The 19,349-nt window shown below is 68.8% G+C and carries 8 protein-coding genes and 1 pseudogene; 3 read left to right on the plus strand and 6 right to left on the minus strand.

Going from position 1 to position 19,349, the window contains the following annotated elements:
• The first annotated feature begins 4 nt into the window (after nucleotides 1–4).
• The 3 genes from EV284_RS01670 (at nucleotide 5) to EV284_RS01680 (ending at nucleotide 3,504) form a co-directional block, all read left to right on the plus strand.
• The gene (locus tag EV284_RS01670; RefSeq protein ID WP_130329530.1) at nucleotides 5–268 is read left to right on the plus strand and encodes a UBP-type zinc finger domain-containing protein; all 264 of its coding nucleotides are present in this window, start codon (nucleotides 5–7) and stop codon (nucleotides 266–268) included.
• Complete coding sequence (locus EV284_RS01675) at nucleotides 265–2,082, plus strand: FAD-dependent oxidoreductase (RefSeq protein WP_130329532.1); 1,818 nt, start codon at nucleotides 265–267, stop codon at nucleotides 2,080–2,082. Before EV284_RS01670 ends, EV284_RS01675 begins: the two co-directional genes overlap by 4 nt.
• A 285-nt stretch (nucleotides 2,083–2,367) precedes the next feature.
• Nucleotides 2,368–3,504: a site-specific integrase gene (locus tag EV284_RS01680; protein WP_242625499.1), complete on the plus strand. Its 1,137-nt coding sequence runs from the start codon at nucleotides 2,368–2,370 to the stop codon at nucleotides 3,502–3,504.
• A 93-nt stretch (nucleotides 3,505–3,597) separates the two neighbouring features.
• On the opposite strand, the pseudogene EV284_RS01685 reads toward EV284_RS01680, so the two are convergent.
• The 6 genes and pseudogenes from EV284_RS01685 to EV284_RS01710 all read right to left on the minus strand — a co-directional run bounded on the left by EV284_RS01685 (nucleotide 3,598) and on the right by EV284_RS01710 (nucleotide 19,170).
• Nucleotides 3,598–4,766 (minus strand): annotated as a pseudogene (locus EV284_RS01685) (metallophosphoesterase).
• 2,436 nt (nucleotides 4,767–7,202) lie between these two features.
• Nucleotides 7,203–8,699, minus strand: coding sequence for a type I-U CRISPR-associated protein Csb2 (csb2, locus tag EV284_RS01690; protein ID WP_165425429.1), 1,497 nt, complete (start codon nucleotides 8,697–8,699; stop codon nucleotides 7,203–7,205).
• Nucleotides 8,696–9,703, minus strand: a complete 1,008-nt coding sequence (gene cas7u / locus EV284_RS01695; protein WP_207228887.1) for a type I-U CRISPR-associated RAMP protein Csb1/Cas7u — start codon at nucleotides 9,701–9,703, stop codon at nucleotides 8,696–8,698. Before cas7u ends, csb2 begins: the two co-directional genes overlap by 4 nt.
• A gap of 26 nt (nucleotides 9,704–9,729) precedes the next feature.
• Nucleotides 9,730–11,925 carry a type I-U CRISPR-associated protein Csx17 gene (gene csx17 / locus EV284_RS01700; RefSeq protein WP_165425430.1) on the minus strand — a complete coding sequence of 732 codons (2,196 nt, stop codon included), beginning with the start codon at nucleotides 11,923–11,925 and terminating at the stop codon, nucleotides 9,730–9,732.
• Nucleotides 11,922–14,426, minus strand: a complete 2,505-nt coding sequence (locus EV284_RS01705; RefSeq protein WP_130329538.1) for a DEAD/DEAH box helicase — start codon at nucleotides 14,424–14,426, stop codon at nucleotides 11,922–11,924. The genes csx17 and EV284_RS01705 overlap by 4 nt, the downstream gene beginning before the upstream one ends.
• 76 nt (nucleotides 14,427–14,502) lie before the next feature.
• Nucleotides 14,503–19,170 (minus strand): hypothetical protein, encoded by a 4,668-nt coding sequence (locus EV284_RS01710; RefSeq protein ID WP_130329540.1) that lies wholly within the window; start codon nucleotides 19,168–19,170, stop codon nucleotides 14,503–14,505.
• Nucleotides 19,171–19,349: the final 179 nt, after the last annotated feature.

Here is a 19,349-nt window from a genome sequence, read left to right on the forward strand (position 1 = left end):
CCGTATGACCGTGCACGCAGACCCGCACCTCGCACTCGTCCGGCCGGTCCGGCCGCTGACCCCCGAGGGGTGTCAGGAGTGTCTGCTGACCGGCTCCCCGTGGGTCCACCTGAGGCTCTGCCTGACCTGCGGGCACGTCGGATGCTGCGACTCCTCGCCGAACAGGCACGCGCGCAAGCACGCCGCCGCCGACACCCACCCGATCGTGCGGTCGTTCGAACCCGGCGAGGACTGGCGCTGGTGCTTCGTCCACGAGGCGTTGGTATGACGTCCGCCGACCAGCCGCTGCCGGGCGGAGAGCCGGTACCGAACGAGACGGACGAGGCCGCCTTCTGGGAGAGCCCGGACGTCTACGGCGCGTACCCGCGCCTCACACAGGACCAGATGGCACGTCTGGAGGAACACGGCGAGCGCCGGACCACATCGGCGAACGACGTGCTGATCCGGGAGGGCGAGCGCTGCGAGACGTTCTTCGTCGTTCTCGAGGGCAGCGTCGCCGTCGTCGAGGACTACGGCACGCCCGAGGAGCACCTGCTGCGTGTGCACGGCCCCGGTCGCTTCATCGGCGAGCTCGGGCTGCTGCACGGACAGGTGGCGTTCTACACCGCTGTCGTCAGGGAGCCGGGCGAGGTCCTCGTCGTCTCCATGGACGAGTTGCGCCGCCTGGTGTCCCAGGACTCCGCCCTCGGGGACGTGGTGCTGCGCGCCTGTCTGGGCCGTCGTGCGCTGCTCGTCGGCCAGGGCGCGGGCTTCCGCATCATCGGCTCGCGGTACTCACCCGACACCAGACGACTGCGCGAGTTCGCCATCCGCAACCGCCTGCCGCACCGCTGGATCGACCTGGAGACCGACGAGGAGGCCGAGGAACTGCTGCGCCGCTTCGGCGTCAGCCCCGCGGAGACGCCGCTCGTCATCTGGCGGGACACGACCTTGCTGCGCAACCCCAGCAACGCGGAACTCGCCCGGCTCATCGGCCTGCCGCCACTGCCCGACGGAGACCGTCACGGCGACGTCGTCATCGTCGGCTCCGGACCCGCCGGCCTCGCCGCCGCGGTGTACGCCGCCTCCGAGGGACTGAGCACGACCGTGGTGGAGGCGATGGCCACCGGCGGCCAGGCCGGCACGTCGTCCCGCATCGAGAACCTGCTCGGCTTCCCGGCCGGCATCTCCGGCGCCGAACTCACCGAACGCGCCGTGCTCCAGGCCGACAAGTTCGGCGCCAGGATCAGCATCCCGGCGGAGGCGACCGGTCTTCACCGCAAGGACGAGGACCACTACGTGGTGTCGTTCGCCGACGGCAGCGAGATCACCGCCCGCGCCGTCGTCCTGGCCACGGGTGCCCGCTACCGCAGGCTCCAGGTGCCCGGCATCGAGCGCCTGGAGGGGACCAGCGTCCACTACTCGGCGACCGTCTACGAGGCCCAGCAGTGCGGCGCCGACCCGGTGGCCGTCGTCGGCGGCGGCAACTCGGCCGGCCAGGCGGTGCTGTTCCTCGCCGCGTACGCGCCGAAGGTGTACCTGCTGGTCCGGGGGCCCAGCCTCGACGCCAGCATGTCCCGCTACCTGGTCGACCAGGTCGAACGGCATCCCCGCGTGGAGGTCATGCTGCACACGGAGGTCACCGAGGTCATCGGCGAGGAGGTGCTGGAGGAGCTCGACGTGGTCGACAACCGGACGGGCGAACACCGCCGGCTGGCGGCACGGGCCCTGTTCGTCTTCACCGGTGCCGAACCCCACACCCAGTGGCTGGCCGACAGCGTCGCCGTGGACTCCCGCGGCTTCGTCCTCACCGGGCCGGAGGCGCGGGAGGCCTGCGCCCAGCCCGAGGTGTGGCACGGCCTCGGGCGCTCGTGCATGACCCTGGAGACCAGCCTTCCCGGAGTCTTCGCGGTGGGGGACGTGCGCAGCGGCTCGGTGAAGCGGGTGGCCTCGGCGGCCGGTGAGGGCGCGATGGCCATCCACTTCACGCACCGGCACCTGGGGCACTCGGCCGCGCCCGGCACGACGGGCTCGTCCGCGGCCAGGGGCGGCACGGACGCCGACCCGCAGACGCGTCACAAGGAGTCCCCGTGGCTCGGATGACCCCGGGCGGGCCGCCCCGGACACACGAACCGAGGTAATCTCCGAGTACCGCCCTTGACCTGCGTCAGCAGGCAGGGAGCAGACGAATCGGGAGTTTCTTCGTGTTTCGTACCATGTTCAAGTCCAAGATCTAGCGTTTGGGTGTTTTCGCAGGTCAGGGCCCTGATTGCCGCCTCCAGGTCAGCAAAAGGTCAGCATCAGGCCGGACGGTGTCCGGCTTGCTGACCTGCGCCTACGGCAGGGGCCTCCTGCGCCGCCCATCGCCCTGCTCGGAAGGCTTGATGCGTGGCTCGACAGCTTGCTCGTGGGATGGGGTCGTTCTTCAAGGAGTGCGGTTGTTCCAGACCGACCCGCTGCCCGCACCCGTACACGATTCGGTTCCGGGACACTCTCGGCAAGCAGCGTGAAGAGGCCGGCTACGAGACGCAGGACGATGCGATCGAGCGTCTCACGCAGATCTACGCGGAGAAGAAGACAACGGCGCCATCCGTTGCCGAGGTGCGCCGCGAACTCGGTCAGCAGACGATCGCGGAATACGCGAAGCAGTGGCGGCCTCGTCAGCGCAAGATGACGGAGTACTCGACGGGGTGGCACGTGGACAGCTCCATCAATGTGCACATCATTCCTCGTCTCGGGTCGCGGAAACTGAATTCGGTTACGCCCATTGTGGTCGAGCGCTTCCTGGACGAGTTGGAGACGGACGGGGTGGGGCGCGGAAACCAGGTGAACATCTTCCGCGTCCTCAAGGCGATCCTCCGGGACGCGTATGGCAAGGGTGCTATGGCGGACGACCCTGTGAGGGGCGTCCAGGAACCGGAATACGTCCGCGAAAAGGTGGTCATCCCATCCCTCGCCTACCTGAAGAAGGCACTGGCAGCTGCTGACGAACATCTCGCGCTTGAGATCGTCATGATGGTGGGCTGCGGCTTGCGGAACGGGGAAGCCCGGGCGGTGAACATCAACAATGTCGTGGCGGATGACGTCTACCGAGTGCATGAGCAGATCCACTCCAACACGCACAAGCCGGCGAAGCTGAAGCACCGCAGGGTGGGGGAGTTCCGAGAGGTTCCCCTGCCGCGCTCGGTGCGGGAAGCGATGGAGCGGTACGAGAAGAAGCGCGGCACCACGAAGGAGGGCTATCTGCTGTGCGGTCCGAGCGGCTACTACACGGAGCCGATGGAACGCCGCCGTGTGCAGAAACTCTTCAAGAACCTTCCCGCGGAGGGCGGTGTCGGCATGTACAGCTTCCGGCACTACTTCGCCTCTAACGCGCTCGGGAACGGAATACCGATCACCGACGTGGCCGAATGGATGGGACACAAATCCATAGAGGAGACTTATCGGACCTACCGGCACCTGATGCCTGGGAGCATCGCCAAGGCGGCTCGCATTTTGGATGCAGGCTTGTGGGAAGCGGCCTGATTCGATGCTGAGGTCAGCAGGTTTGTCTGCTGGTGATACACGCGTCAAGCGTCGGTGGCGCTCCACCAAGCGGACGTGTTGGCCCGCCTAGTGCTACGGCGAGGTGGGCAGGTGCGGGCTGCGGAGCACGAGCAGGGTGATCTCGCTGGAGGCGAAGACGCGGAACGGCGGGCCCCAAAAGCCAGTGCCGCGGCTGGTGTAGAGGAGGGTACGGGTGCCGTAGTGGCTGAGGCCGGCGAGGGCGGGCTGGTCGATGCGGACCAAGTGGTGGAAGGGCCAGATCTGACCGCCGTGGGTGTGACCGGAGAGCTAGAGGTCGATGCCGGCGGCCGCCCCCCGGTCGATGAACTTGGGCTGGTGCGCCAAGAGCAGGACGGGCAGGTCGGGGTCGGCGCCCTTCAGGGCTCCGGCGAGATGGGCGCCATGGCCCGGCAGGCCGGAGGACTCGGCGGTGACGTCGTCCACGCCGGCCACCACGAGGGTGTCGCCGCCGCGTTCGAGCAGCAGATGGCGGTTGCGCAGCAGTTCCCAGCCCAGCTCGTCCATCAGGTCGACCCAGCCCCGGGCCTCGCTGTAGTACTCGTGGTTGCCGGTGACGTAGACCCGGGCCTGGGCGGCCCGCACGGTTCCGAGCGAGGCGGCCTGGGCGCGGCGGCGTTCGGCCGTGCCGTGCGCGATGTCACCGGTGTGGCAGACCAGGTCGGCTTCCAGCGAGTTCACGGTCTCGCACACCCGTGCCGACCAACGGGCGCGATCGAGCGGGCCGTAGTGGGTGTCGGTGATGAGGACGACACGCAGCCCGTCCAGCCCGGCACCAATCGCGGGAGTTGCACGTCGAGTCGGCGCATGCGGGGAACGCGGCGGGCCTCGGCGTACCCCCAGGCGAGGAGCACGGTGGTCACGTCGAGGACGGCCCACGCGACGATACGGGCGCGGTCCTGACCGTCGCCGACGCCGGCCACGGTCAGGGCGCGCCGCAACAGCACGCCGAGCAGAAGGGACCAGGTGAACAGAACCCAGTTGGTGCCCAGCAGGGTGTCACCGACGATCGCCGCCCAGTCCCGCTGGCGTCGGCCGTGGCCGCGCACCATTGCGAGCGGCATACCGGCGAGGCCGAGGACGAACAGAGCGGTGCCGACCAGCGTGACGGGCAGCGGCCAGTGCTGGCCGGTGTACAGGAGCACCCAACATGGCACGACCCACAGGCGCGGTGCCCTGCGACGGGGCCACGGCCGGGCAGGCCAGGGACAGACGGCCGCCATGTATACGAGGTAGTCGGTCGCGCCTCTGCGATGGGGCCGCGGCTGGACAGGCCACGGATAGCGCCGCCTTCGGCTTCTTCTCCGAGGACGGGGAAGTACCTACGATGGGGCCGCGGCCAGGCAAGCCGCAGACAGAGGCGATGGTCGTCGCAGCGCCAGCCAGATGGGTACCTGCGATGGGGCCGCGACCGTAAATACTGCGGACAAGACATCTCGAAGGCGCCGTGACTGCTGCGGGTGCACCTTACGATGGGGCCGCAGCCGTGTAGGCCACAGATATCGAACAGTCCCATCGACTCAGCGGCAAGCTTGTGCTCTCTACGATGAGGCCGCAGCTGGGCAAACCGCGGATAGTCCCTCCCGAACCGTAACGCGTGGGCCACGTTCAAGCTCTTGAAATGGGGCCGCGGCCTGCCCGGCCGCGGACAGACGGCCGGTGCCGAGTTGCTGCGCGCGGAAGTGGTGCCTGCGATGGGGCCGCGGCCGGGCGAGCCGCGGACAAGTGTGCCTGAGCAAGTTTCTGCAGCACCGCGACCATCCTGCGATGGTGCCGCGGCCGGGTAGGCCGCGGACAGCGCCTAAGGGCACATGGCGTGCGTCCCGGGAGACGTCCTGCTATGGGGCCGCGGCCAGGCAGGCCGCGGACGGAGGCGCACGCTTCCCGTTCACCTGGGAAGCGTTCATGCTGCGATGGGGCCGCGGACGGGTGCAAGCTTACCGACGATCGGACTCGCGACACCGTGGCTGGGATGGTGCCGCCGACAGCGTGGCAGCCCGCGGACAGCCTTGTCCAGCGCCGATTCCTGGCCATCCGGGGTGACTCTGCGATGGGGCCGCAGCCGAGCAGGCCGCGGACAGTGGTCTCCAGCCCATCCCCCTGAGCGGCGTGAAGGGCCTGCGATGGGGCCGCGGCTGGGCAGGCCGCGGACAGGTACCAATCCGCGGCGAGCAGCAGCGGCGGGGAGCTCCTACGATGGGGCCACGGCCGTGCTGGCTGCGGACAGACGCGAGCGGCGACGTCATCGATATGTACTACGCGATCCTGCAATGGGGCCACGGCCGGACATGCCACGGACAGAACTCGGCGGTGGCGATGGACCCAGCCGGGAACGTGCTGCGATGGGGCCGCGGCCGAGCAAGCCGCGGACAGTTGTACGTCACGTTCGAGCCCTGCGGAGACTGCCGCCTGCGATGGGGCCACGGCCGGACAGGCCGAGGATAGGGCTACCCAGTTTGGGAAGTCCGCAGGATTGTCGTACCTGTGATGGGGCCGCGGCCGAGCAGGCCACGGACGGCGGGTTCGACACCGAGACGACGGGACTGGATTGGTGCCTGCGATGGGGCCGCGGCCGATCAGGCCGCGGACAGACCGCGTCCCCGCACCATGGCGGTCGGCTTTGACTACCCACGATGGGGCCGCAGCCGGGCAGGCCGCGGACAGGTCGCTGCGCTCGCGCGGGATTCTCGACCCCGTAGCCCTGCGATGGGGCCGCGGCCAGGCAGACCGCGGACAGGGTGCGTGAGCTGCGGGTCCTGTATGGCGTGGTAATTGTGTCGCTTTTAGCGAGAACAAGTAAGATCTTTTCGGGCATTACGCTTTGATGTATTCCGCGTGTTGCTAGTGTGATGGGGCCACGGCCGGGCAGACCGCGGACAGCAGAATGGACTGCCCTATCAGTGGGCCGGTAACGGCCGGCGATGGGGGCCACGGCCTGGCAGGCTGCGGACAGTCGACGCCGTCGTGTTGGTAGGGGTGCAGCTTGCCGGTCCTGTGATAGGGCCGCAGCCGGGCAGGCCGCGGGCAGCGGTCGCAAACCGCTTGTTCTGCTGAATGATCTTGAAGCTGCGATGGGGCCGCGCGGGCAAGCCACGGACAGTTCCTCCCCAGCCGTCACGCATGGGCCACCTTCAAGCTCCTTCGATAGGGCCGTGGTCAAGCAGGCCACGTACAGCGGCAGCTCCACTGACACGACCTCCGGCTGCCAATACCTGCCGTGGAGCCGTGGCCCAAACAAACCACGGAAATAACAGCGATTTGAGAATCAGATCGACTGAATTCACCTGCGATCGAGCCGCGGCCGAGTGGGCCGTGGACAGGGTGAAACGAGGGGCCGCGGCCCAAGCAGGCCGCGGACAGTACCAGCATCCGAACCGATGAGGGCGTGATCCGCCCTGCTATGGAGCCGCGGACTGGCAGTCCGCGGACAGGGGCGTAGTCGGGAGACCACTGTTGTCGGGTCACGCGCCTGCGACGGGGCCGGGGCCTGGCAGGCCGCGGACAGCCCACAACGCTCGGGCCGTCACCGACGTCGAGTACGACCTGCGATGGGGCCGCGGCCGGGCAGACCGCGGACAGGCTGCGTGAGCTGCAGGTTCTGTGCCTGGCGTGGTAGTCGTGTTGGTCCCCGGCATAGGCAGGTACGGCCCTTTCAGACATTACGCTTCGGTGCCTTCCGCGTGTCGCTGGTGCGCTTGCGGTTCCGAACTCAGGGTGGGGAGGAGGAGTCCTAGGCCGAAGTGGCTGTGGCGGCCGAGGGCAATTGGTCCGCTGACGGGTTCGTTGAAGGTGAGGTGGAGTCCTCGGCTAGGTCGGTTGTCGTTGCGGGTCTCGCGTTTTGTCCAGCGGTGCTGGGTGTAGAGCGGCCAGTCGCCTTGGAGCAGCTTGCTCTGAGCCGGGGCGGGGTGTTGGCGATGGGCGAGTTCGCGGGCCGCTTCGGCGGTGAAGAACTCGGTGAGTGTCTGGCGCTTCTTGGCGTGCCGCACTGGGACGAAGGGGGTGAGGCTGGTGTAGCAAGTGGCGGGTTTGGTCCATTCGGCGGGGAGGACTTCGGCCGCTGCTCCATAGGCGGTGACGCGAAGTTGGAGGCGGCGTGGGCCCGGGACGCCTTCCGGAACGCCGATGGTCCCGGTGGTGGCCTGGTGGATGGCGTCGAGTTCCTCGGTGTCGAGTCCTCCCGGGACCCAGATGATGATTTCGTCGATGCGGCGGTCGTGGTTGGCATCCCAGGGCAGGAAGTGGGCGTGGTGGTGGCCGGTTAGAGGCGTACCGTCGGCGGCCTTGCCGGCGAGGTTGCTGTGGCGCGGGGCCTGCCTGCCGTTGCCTGGGGTCAGGGGCTTGATGCAGCGGGATCGGAGTGTGTCGGTGAGCGGCAGGGTCTGGGTGAGTGGGGGAAGTGCGGGGCCGTTGACGGTGAGGCGGACCGCCGTGATCTTCTCCGTCTTGCGTTTGGCCCTGGGCCGGTGCGCTGGTGGCGGTGCATGGGGGTGGCTGACGGGTGTCGCGTAGGACAGGAGTCGGCTGCCGGGCGGGTAGAGCAGTGAGCGGGCTCGGACGTCGGTGGGGCGCATGGTGAGCCCGTCGAGGTCCAAGGGAATGGTGGGCGCGAGGACTTCGAGGTTCGTCCACCCGGTCGGGGCGAGATCATCGTCGTTGAGCTGGACGGCTGGGGTGTGGGTGTCGGTGGGGAGGTCGTCGGCGCTGGTCAGCAGGCGGGCTTCGACGATGCTGTCCGCGCGGCCGAGGTAGGGCAGGGATTCGGCGAGCTGGGCCAGGGTCTTGGCCTGGTCGGTGGCGAGGTCGCCGGGCCATTGGACGTAGACGGTTGCGTCACCGCCAAGGACGGCGAAGGCGTCCAGGGCGAGGTCGGTGCCTGCGCTGCTGCCGGAGCGATGGGTGCTGTCGGGGAAGTAGTGGCGGCTATCGCTGAGGTGGTGTGGCGGGATGCGGTAGGTGGGCGGGGAGGACAGGCGGGCGAGGACGTGGTGGACTTGGTCGGCGTCCAGGTCGGGGCAGCGTTCTTTCCAGGTGGAGTAGAGGGCGCGCAGGATGCGCCAGGGTGAGGGGGGCAGTTCGACGGCGCCTTCGTTGACGAAGCGTCCCCAGGGGGTGGCGTGGTACCGCTTCCAGGGGAAGTGCAGGGCAAGGGTGATCACTGGGCGCCGCCTGCAGTCTTCTTCTTGGGCTTTGCGCCGTTCCACAGCACGGTGAGGGCGCCGTGGGCGGGAAGATCGGCGGTGACCTGCGGGAGGAGTTCGGCGATCCGGGCGGTGAGTTCGTCGCGTTCGGGCAGGTCCCCGGCGTTGCCGGTCGGCTTGGCGACGGGTTCGAGGTCACAGGCGGTGCGCAACCGCAGGCCGCCGTCGAGGAAGCTGCGGATCTCCCACAGGGCCAGCGTGGTGAGGAGTTCGGTGCGGGGTTCGCCGAGTCCGTAGGAGCGCAGCAGGGCGGTGTCGATGGCGAACATCGCACGGATTTCGCGTGCGGTCCATTCCACGCGGTGGAAGGGGACGGATCCGTAGCCTTCGCTGGTGCCGCCGGCCCCTTCGCTCTGGTCGCCGAGGGCGTGCCGGACGCTGTCGCTCTTGCGTCCGCCGCTGACGGCACGGCGGACATCATGGGCTTCGATGACGGCGGAGACGGCGCGGGTGAATCGCGGCTGGCCCCACCACGCCTTGTTGTTGAAGAAGGTGCCGTGCAACAGCACGAAGGGGTCCAGGCCCATGAGCGCGTCGGCCATGGCCGGGAAGTTGAGCGGCTTGTCGTTTTCCAGCCCCAGTCGGCTGGCGATGAGGTCGAGCATTTTGGTGCCGTCGAGGGTGGCTTCGCGGACGAAGGCGGAGGCGATCCGGTGGGCCTCGAGGCGGCTGGAGGTCAGGAATTCTTCGGGCGCGCTGGCGCGGTGGACCCGGATATAGGGCAGGTCGGCGATGAGGTCGACGGGCTGCTGGGCGCCGTGGTCCCAGGCGGTGGCCTCCAGGCGGTTGGCCATTGACTGCACGGACTCCACCAGGAGGGACGGAGTCGTCGTTCCGTCGTCGGCGAAGGTGTCGAAGGCGCCGGCGCCGATGTCGGGAAAGCCGGTGGGCTGGAAGGTCGAACCGAAGGCAGGGCGCAGGGGGACCTCGAAGCGGATGCGGTGGAGATCGGTGGTGATCACGGAGTGTCCTTTCACGTGCACGGTCTTCAGATGGTGACGGGGGATGCCTTGTCGGGGCGGGTCGCTGTCGCGGCGCTCAGCGCCTTGGCGCGGTCGCGGGTACGGACGCGCATCAGGAGTGCGGCGGCCAGGCGTGCGCCGTCGGTGTGGTGCACAGCCACGGCGTCGGCGCGGTCCGGTGGGCGGCCGACCAACGGCCTGCATCCGGCGAGTTGCAGCCGCAGCAGGGCGTCGTCGAGAATCCCGGCGGGGCCGGCAGCGATCAGGCGGGCGATCCAGTCGGGGCGCGGGCGCAGCGTCGCGGTGAAGGCGACGGGATCCGGTCCCCAGGTGGAGACCAGCCGAAACGGCTCGGCGGCGAAGAACGGCAGCAGCACGGACAGCACCGGGTTCAGTACCCGCCCGTGGTGTGCCGGGGTGGGCTGGCTGGTGGTCCAGCCCAGGGCCATCAGGCCGCGCAGGTAGTCGGCGGTCACTTCGTCATCGCACTCCCCGTCTACGAAGCTTTCGAGGACTGGGAGTGCCACGGTCTGCCCGACGGGAAATTCCGCGGCGGGTGGTTCCGTGTCACCGACTGCGGCTTTGAGTGCCTGCAGGCGCAGGCGGTGGGCTTGGGCGAGTGCCTGCGTGAGGGTGGAGCCGAGGAGTTCGGTGCCTGTGGCGGGGTTGTCGGTCCACATCAGACGGTCCCTGCTGCGTGTCACCCGGGTCAGCAGCGGCCGCAGCGCGGGAATCCTGAGATCGCTGCGGGCCACGGCGAGGGAAGCCAGGGCGGAGGCCAACTGCAACTCCAGTCGCCTGGCAGGAGCGGGCGGGGGTTCCCAGATGCGGGCTTGGCTCGGCTGGTAGGGGGCGATGTCCTGGCGGAGGCGTCCGGACCGGGCGACCGCCTCGTGCAGGTGGCCGAAGGTGATCACGAAGCGAGCCATGGCGGTGGTGTCGCTGCCGGTGATGGCCGCGAACAGGGCTTGATCACACTGGCGCAGCAGGGCGGCCACTCCTGCGGGGATCTTGTCCTTGCGCCGCAGCCGGGTCAGCCACACGTACGGATCTGCGAGCAGGGCGTGCTCGTTGCGTAGGGCGACGGGTACGTCAGTGGCCCGGATGGCGATGGGGTTTTGGCCAAGGCGTTCGACGATGACGAATCGCCGGAAGGCGGCCAGGTTCCGGTCGACGCCGAGGGCGGAGATGGCCAGGGCGAACAGCAAGCCATCTTTGGCCTGGGCTCCCGCCCACCGTGCCCGCCCCTCACCGAAGAGCTGTTCCAGTTCGGCGAGGTTGGCGGGGCGCTCCCACAAAGGCGCCCAAATCTCGCCCTTGGCAGTCTCACCGGCCGAGGCGGTGGGGTGCCCAATGGGGGTGGCGTGAACGCTGAACGGCCACGCCGCCCCCGGCTCGGCGGCGTTGCGGCGGACCGCGGCGCTGGCGAACAGCAGCAGTCCCTCGCAGGTCAGAATGGTGCGCCAGGGGTTGACGAAACCTTGCTTGTCGGGTTCGCCCCAGATGGAGGCCAGGACTCCGCCGGCGCGGCCGGGATCGAACTGGCCGACGGCTCCTCGCCTGTACGGGACGTCTTCGGCACCGGTCAGGGCGGCGCGTACCCACGCGGCGGCATGGCTGTGGTCGGCTTCGGGGCCGAGGACCAGGGCGAGATGCTGGAGGTAGGTGGCGGACAGCTCCTGGCGGCCGAAGTTGCCGCCCGTCCCGGCCACCGGGTTGAAGTGGACCTCCGGACCGCTGAGGACGGCAGCCACGTCGATCCAGGGCAGCGCCTCATCGGGGAAGGAGTTGCGGCACAGGCTGATCACCGACTGTTTGTGCTGTTTGGCCCACAGGCTCTCACCCGCCCAGCCGCGCGCACGCCCTTCGGCCACGACCTTGCGGCCTGCGGCGATGGCCTCTCGCAGTACCGCCAGGCGTGGATCCTGGCTGTTTTCGATCTGGGCCAGGGCCCTTTCGGCTTCCACGCTTTTGCCGTTGCCGGCGAACCCCGCTCCGGCATTCCACGGGGAGACGATGGGGCTTGGCCGGTAAGAGCTGACGAGCCACGCCGTCAGCTCATCAATGCTGCATGCGCTGGTGAGGACCGGCAGGTCGTCTGCCCAGCGCAGCCGCGTGGTGGTGTCGTGCTGTGTCGCCAAAATACGCAGCAGGCCGAGCGCACTGAGGTAGCCGCCCAGTGTCGTAGCGCGCAATCCGCGCAGCGGAATCCCGATACTCACCACAGCACCTCCTGCTCGAATACGCCCGCCGGTGCGGGAATCGGGAGCGGAACGACGGGTGACTGCTCCTCCGACGAGACGGCCTGGTCCGGGGCGGACTGCGGTGTGCGGTACGCCTGGCTGGCCCGCCAGTCCGCGACACGCACGAGCGCCTCCAGCAAGGCCAGCCGAAACGGCCCAAGTTGGGACAGAAGTTGAGAGGTCCGCTGCGTCCAGGAGGGAGCTCCCTGGGGACCACCGCCAAGAAAGAGCAAGGACGGATCGACGACGATACGCGGGAGCACCTTCCCGCCCGGCAACTCGACCGGGCCGACCTCCTCTGCCGGTTCGACGCCCAGAACCCGGGGCGGCACGCGTTCGGCCTCGCCCGGCATAGAACGCACCGACACCCGCACCTTGCCGTGGTGCGCCGCCGCAAGGTAAGCGATCAAGTCCGAGTGCTCGCTGCCGTCCAGGAGGGTGCTGTCCGGATGCAACAGTGCCAGCGCACTGATCAGTTCGTGCCGGAAGTACTTGCGCTCGTGCCGGCCCATCCGGTGACGCGATTTCGCCCAGGGGCCTTCGCCCGGCGGCTGCTCGCCTTCGGGACAACTGCGGCGGACCGTGTTGGCGAACACAGAGTGCGCCTTGCCCAGGTCGTGATAGCGACCGGCCAGCCGAGCCGCCTTAAGGTGCCCGGCGGACAGCCCGTCCAACGGAGCCAAGCCTTCTGCCAGCAGCCCGACTTCCCGTTCGACGTCCTCAAGGTGCTCGATCAGGTCCACCCACCGGTCGGCACAGGAGGCATCGTCCTTGCTCATGCCGTCCGGAACCCTCCCGGTCCGTACGAGGGAGGTCACCGGGCCTCGGTGCTTCAGGCTCCACCCGAGCTTCGAGTCGTACCAGCCGGAGGCGGTAGAGGTCAGCAGCACGGCGCCGGGCCGAATGTCAGCGAACTGGGCACGCCGCCAGGCGCCCTCCGCGGCGTCCAGGACCCACAACGGGCCCAAAGAGTCCTTCACGATCGTCTTGAGGTCCCCGACCGGCGCAGGGCACAATTCCTCGCGGGCAGGAAACACCTCACGCTCGCCCGGCCTGCCGTCCGTCAAGTCGCGCCACGCCACCAGGGCCGTAGTGTCCTGGCCGTCCCTGATCCACTGGGAGACGTCGATGTCCGCACCGCTCAGGTCGGGCATGGTGTCGAACAGTTGCAGTAGATCACGGCGCCGCAGGACCGGATGGACAACGGGCTTGGTGACGACGGGCATCTCCTGGAGCATTGTGGAGGTCACGCAGGTTCCCTCCAACGAGGTGAGTGCCTCCACCGCCGTCTCGACATCCTCTTGCTCATACGGCGCGTACTGCCCCCGTCCGGAGGGAGGCGGGGCCCACAGCAGGTTGGCGCCTTCCGGAAACTCACCGGCGCGGTTACACCGGCCGGCCCGTTGCACCACCGAGGAAAACAGAGCGGCCTCGGTGAACAGCACGCGAGATGAGAGATCGACGCCGGCTTCCAGGACCTGGGTGCTCGCCACGATCTGACCTGTCGCAGACAACGGGGCCTTGAGCTCGTTCATCAGCCTCTCCCGCTCGGGTGGCCGAAAACGAGAATGCAATAGCACCACTTCCGGCCCGCCCCGGCGAACGAGTTTGGCCAACGCCGCCTGAACCGCCACGGCGCGCTCTACCGTGTTGAACACTGCGATCGTCCGCGTCCCCGGCACGTGACGCGCCACCAGGACCTGTGCGACTCCCGCCGGGTAGGCAGCCGCCGACTCGGGCACCTCCACCCGCTCAACCTGCCGCACCGCGTTCAACCGTACGGCCAGGCCACCGACCCGGTCGTCTTCCCCCAGCTCCACCACACCTCGCACCTCGCGGTGGTCGGGCGTGCACACCTCTTGGGGCGCAAGCGTCGCCGACATCCACATCGACCGCGACGGCACGCCCGTACCCAACTGCTCCCGCAACCCCTGCAGCTGCGCCGACGTCGGCAGCCCGGGCCCCATCAGCTGCGTCTCGTCAAAGACGAAATGCACACCGCTGTGAAGCAGCCCAAACGACACCGGCCACTGGGCACGCGACTCCCCATACCCGCGCATCAACAACCGGGACAGCAACATGTCCTGCGTGCCGATGAACACCGCGGTCCGCGACGGACCCATACGCCACGTGTCATCGTCGCGGTCCTCACCCCCCATGAAGACATGGACCCCCACCGCCCCGGCCAGACCGGCGTTGGCAATCCACTCCCGCACCACGGCCGCCGTCTGTTCGACCAACGATCGCAGCGGCAGAACGAACACCAACCACCGAGCCTCGCCGGCGCGCACTGCGGCCTCGGGATGCTCCAGACGGCGCCACAACCACGGCAATACCCCTGCCGCTGTCTTACCCGCCCCCGTGGGAACCCGCAGCAACTCCGGCAAGCCCTCCGCCGCAAGCTGCTCCTGGTACGGATACGGCCTCGCATCCACATCGTTCATCGCAGCACGAAACAACTCTACGAACGTGCGCCTCACGCACACCCCTCCCCGAACACAGTGCAGTTGGCAGCTAGGCCGCACACTGACATGCCCCACTGACAAACCAGCGGTGTCACTTCGTGCCGGGCCACTCGTACATGGTCGATTCCACTGACAGGTCCCGTACGCCCTTAAGACGGACGTCCGTTGGCGGTTCGACTTCGAAGCGGTGCACAGGGTCGTTCACCAGGCGGAGGGTCGGATTGCCGGCGCCCTTCTCCAAGTGCGAAGCGATCACGAGCGTGTAGTTTTCACGCTCGGTCCAGGCCCGTACGAACTCCGAACGCGTAAGTGACAGCTCGCCCGGGACGGCACGTCCGTGGGCCTTGATCTCGTAGTAGCGTCCGGTCGAGTCATATGCGTCGGCGCCCACGCCCGACGCACCCCGCTGGTCGTCCAGCTCGACACCCTGTTCTCGCAGGATCCGGCGGAGCGCCTGGATGACGAGCTCCTCCTTGTCGTGGTCTTCGTAGCCGAGCGGTGAAGCCTTGCTGCGGGGCGGGGCGCCTCCGGCCCTGGGCTGGGGAAGTGGGGTGCTGGGTCGGCGGGGCGCAGGTCCCCCCATCCCCGGTGTCCGGGCAGGGCTGCTGCTCGGTGTGGGCGGCACTCCAGTGCGGGTGACCTTGTCGGGCAGCACGCCGAAGACGACCGCGTCCGCTAGGGGGCGCGCGACTGGCGCGTGCTGCGGGCCGAACTGGTTGCCAGGTCCGGGGCTTCCGGACGCGGGCGTTGAACCGGTGCGTGGCGGCGGGATGAAGCCGATCGGGCCAGTGGGGACAGCCGGGCTGGTGTTGCTGTTCCGCTGAGGGGTGGTCTTCACATTCGGCGTCGGCGCGGTGGGAGCCACGGGGGCCAGCTGTGCACGCCGGCGTAGTTCTTCGGCGAGCCGTTGCCGTTCCTCGCGGTCTCGCTGTGCTGCCGATGTGAGAGCTGTCCCGGCCTCCGCCTCCACCAGGCGTTCTTCCCAAACGTCGCGCCAGGTGTGGCCCACGCGCGAGCGTGCTTCCGCGAAGTGCGCGGCGATCGCCGCTCCCGTTCCCGACTTGGTGGTCAGCGCCGCGTGCGAGTCCAGGAACAGCGTGTTGCGGCGGCGGTCGATCTGCGCGTCGACGGGGAGCGTGATGGGCTCGTGGGTGGCTCCCGGATCGATGCGGATCTGCAGGCCGGGGAGCTGCCGGACTTCCAGGTCCGCCAGCCAGGTCCAGCCGGTGAAAGCCTCCGCCGTTTCGGGCTCGTCGCGCACCAGAAGGTCCTGGAGCGCGGCGACTCCCCGCCGGAAGTCCTCGGTGAGGCTCGCGTCGACCGGCTGGTTGAGAAGTGCGCCCTCGGCTGCGTTCGCGTCGCCGGTCTCGTACGTGACCTGGGCATCCGCGACGTCCAGGGGCGTGACGCACAGCCGTCCGAACAGTGCCGTGAACTGTTGTACGTTCCCTCCCGGCTTCCACAGCGGCAGACGGCCCGTCAGGGCTCGCTCGACCCCTGGGTCGGCCACGGCGAACACTGATCGGCCCTTGCCTTTGACCCAGCCGGCCGTGGTCCACAGCGGCAGATTGCGCAGCCTGCTCTGCAGCCCCGGTGGCATCGGTTTGTCGTCGGAGGAGATCATGTCCCGCAGGCGGCGCAGAGCATCGAGCATGACTCTTTCGTCCTCGGCGTCGGGGGCGGCACCGGTCCCGGACATCTCCTTCAGCACGTCGACGAGGTCATCGAGCCCGGGTTCAGGGATGCCCAACGCCTGCCATAGAGGGTCGACGTCCATCCCGGTCAGGGCGAAGGGACGGAACCCGCGCAGGATGGCAGGTCCCCGGAAGCACGAGCCGGGCTTCATCCAGCCCTGGTCGGTCAGGACGAGGTCCTCGTACACGAACTCGTTGCGAATCTGCTTCTCGACCGCAGTCTGGGGTGCATCTGCCGAACGGTGCGTCAGTCGCCGGGCCAGGGATTGATAGACCAGCAGCGCCTCAGCCCTCAGGCTGTCCGGCACGTCGCCATCAGTATTGGTGTTGTCGTCGGCGCGGTCGCGGAGTTCCCGCAGCCGCTCCATCAGGCGCGGGACGTCGGGATTGCTGGAGACACCGAGTGCGGTGAGGACCTCCGTGGGGGTAGCCAGGGCCTGGTGGATCGCTGGGTGCAGGTATCCGGGATCCTCTGGCCCATACAGGGCTACCGTATCCGGTGTACGCAGGGTGAGGTCGGCCGGCGGCTTGAGTCGGCCGTGGCTGTCTTCCAGCCAGGCAGTCTCCCGGAGCTGCCACACCCAGATGGCCGCCGTTTCACCCCTGACGTTCCACTTGTAGTGGCCTCGGGCCATTGGGACGACGGCCTGGTCCGAACTGGTCAACAGTGCGGTGAGGGTGCGTAGCAGGGCGGCTGTGCGGCGGCGTCGCTCGTTCACGTCCTTCTCGGCGACGATGTTCTCGACCACGGTGAAGAGGTCGTCGCTGGTCAGGTCATCCAGGGTGTGATCGGCTCCCTTGGCCACCATCTCCGACCACCGGCCCGTGACATACCACCTGCAGTTCCGCGCGAGGCCGAGACGGGAATCTCCCGGGTACGTCTTGGTGTCCGACCGGTCGTAGAGCTCGCGCACTGTAGTGAGCCGCGGAGCGCTCGCCACGCCCAGCAGCCGTAGGAAGGCCGTTCCGCTCAGACCGCCTGCCCGGGCGGCGGGGAGCAGTGATCGCGCGTATGAGCGGCGCACCCAGACGAGACCGGGTGTCCTGCGTGCCGCGACCTCGAACCGGTCTCCGTCGGCGCTCTCCAGCGCCTGGGGGAGATAGGCGGCGCCGGGCTGAACGCGGGCGGCCTGTTCGGTCCCGTCCTTGTCGTATGCGAAGCCGTTGAGGAGAACCGCCCGTCCGATGCCCGGACCGAGCCGGTCGCGCTGCTTCTTGGGCAGCTCGCCGAGCGCCTGCTGTAGCGCGACGAGCCGGGCGGTCTCCGCCGCCTCGTCGTCGGCAAGTCGTCTCCCGGCTTCTCCGAGCCGGGAGACGATCCGCAGTACGGCTGCCGTGTCGTCGCGGCGCACTAGACAGTCCCGGCGACGCAGCCATGCGGTGACGGTCTTCGCCCGAACGTTGTCCTCCGCGTAGGCGGGATGCAGGTCCAGAACGACGCCCAGCACATCCAGGGGGCCGGTGGCCCCGCCGGACGCGTCGGCGAACGCGTTCGCCGCGAGCTGCGGCCGAAGTCGGTGCCCGTCGGCGGTGACCAGGCACGTCCGGCCGGTCAGCGCGTGCTCGTGCCCAGCCTCGAGGGCGACCGCGGCAAGCCGTACGAACCGCGTGACGTCCTGCCACTCGTCGTCGGAGAACAAGGCGAGGGCATCCATGACCCGCACCTCTGCGCGCAGGGACGCGGCACCCGCCGCACGCCAGTCCGCGAGGACGTTCCGCCAGCGGCCGCCGCTGTCGCGGACGGCGGCAGGCAGGGAGTACCGGGCTTCGCCTAGCCGTGCGATGTCGGTGTCGTCGAGGACCCCCGACAGTGCGGCCTCCTCGACCGCGAAATCGGACAGCGGGACCGCGGGCCCACCCTCCGCGACCGGCAGGACCAGCTCGGCAGCGAGTGACTGCCGGGCGCGCGTGAGCAGCTCGGTGCGGATCCGGTCCTGGAGCAGGTGCGCCGGCGCGGAGCCCGGCGGGCGGGGAAGCGGAACAAGGTGCCATGCCGTGTGATCCACCCTCTCCAGGACGTCGCGTACGGCGGTTTCCCACAGGTCGGCGATCACGGGGACGAGCTGTGCGTTGAGGCGGCTGTCGGCAAACCCTTCGCGGCTGGCGACAGGGTCGAACTGGGTGTGGACGCGGGCCGCCACGTCCAACGGGGCGACGGGCAGGCCGGCATGGACACTGCCGGACACCTCGCCCCCCAGGGGGAGCGCGATGCCCACGGGCACGACCGGGCCCAGTGCCTTGTGGCTCCGTTCCCATTCCGGTTGCGGTTCCACCTGCGCCGTGTACACGCGCCACACCGCTCCGTCGGTCGTCCGGGCGTGCCGCACTCTCACCTCATGCTCGATGCCCTGGACCACTAGCCGATGCCGTGCCACGTCAGCCCAGGCCAGGGTCAGTCTGGCGCTGTGCTCGCCGGCCGTCACCTCCAGATCGCGGAGATGGCGCAGGAAGAGCAGGGAAGCGTCATTCCAGTCGTCGAACCATTCGAGGAGCTGGGCCGCGGTCAGTTTCCCGGGGGCCAGTGGGATACGGAAGACGGTCCACTCGGGACCGGAAATCTCGTCGGGGAGTTTGGGCGGCGGCGCGGGCTCGAGGTCGGTCCCGCAGAAGCGCACGTGGAACGGGTGGCAGTGCACCTCCCACACCGTCGAGAGGGCCCTCAGCGTGGACAGTCCGATGCCGAACCGGCCGGTGGCCGCGGCGTCAGCGGTCTTGCCGGTGAGCCAGGGCATGCCGAGCGGAAGCACATCGGCCAGACACAGGCCGGCTCCGTCGTGGGCGACCAGCATGTCGTCGGACCGAAGCAGGATGCGCAACTGGCCGGCTCCCGCGTCATCGGAGTTCTGGACGAACTCGGAGAGGACCTGCAGGCGGTCCGTCGAGAGCGTCTCGGCGCCGTGCAAAGCGCCCTCGGCCATCCTGCGGTGGACCCCACGACCGCTACGCAGGCCCTCGTCGAAGAGCCGGACGGCGTGCGCCGCTTCCTCCGGCGTGGACACCTCCACTTCCACAGATGCGTCCGGATCCTCCAGAAGCGTGCGCACAGCCGTCGTGAGAGCGTCCACGTCGGTATCTCTCCCCCTTGGTGCCTTGTGACACCGATAAGGCTGAGGCTGGGGACGGTTTCCCGATGACCGTGTGGGCGTAATCCAGCCATGTGCGCGCATAGTTACGGCGAGGGCTGTGATCTGGCTGTCCGCCGTCGGCACTGCGGGTGCAGGAAGCGGGGCGGATGACAAGCGGC

Origin of the sequence: Streptomyces sp. BK022 (assembly GCF_004217355.1) — a bacterium.
GTDB lineage: Bacteria > Actinomycetota > Actinomycetes > Streptomycetales > Streptomycetaceae > Streptomyces > Streptomyces griseoluteus.

Bases quoted from the DNA above. Each gene is read 5' to 3' on its own strand.
- EV284_RS01675 (WP_130329532.1), top strand. From the start codon at position 265: ATGACGTCCGCCGACCAGCCGCTGCCGGGCGGAGAGCCGGTACCGAAC.
- EV284_RS01670 (WP_130329530.1), top strand. From the start codon at position 5: ATGACCGTGCACGCAGACCCGCACCTCGCACTCGTCCGGCCGGTCCGG.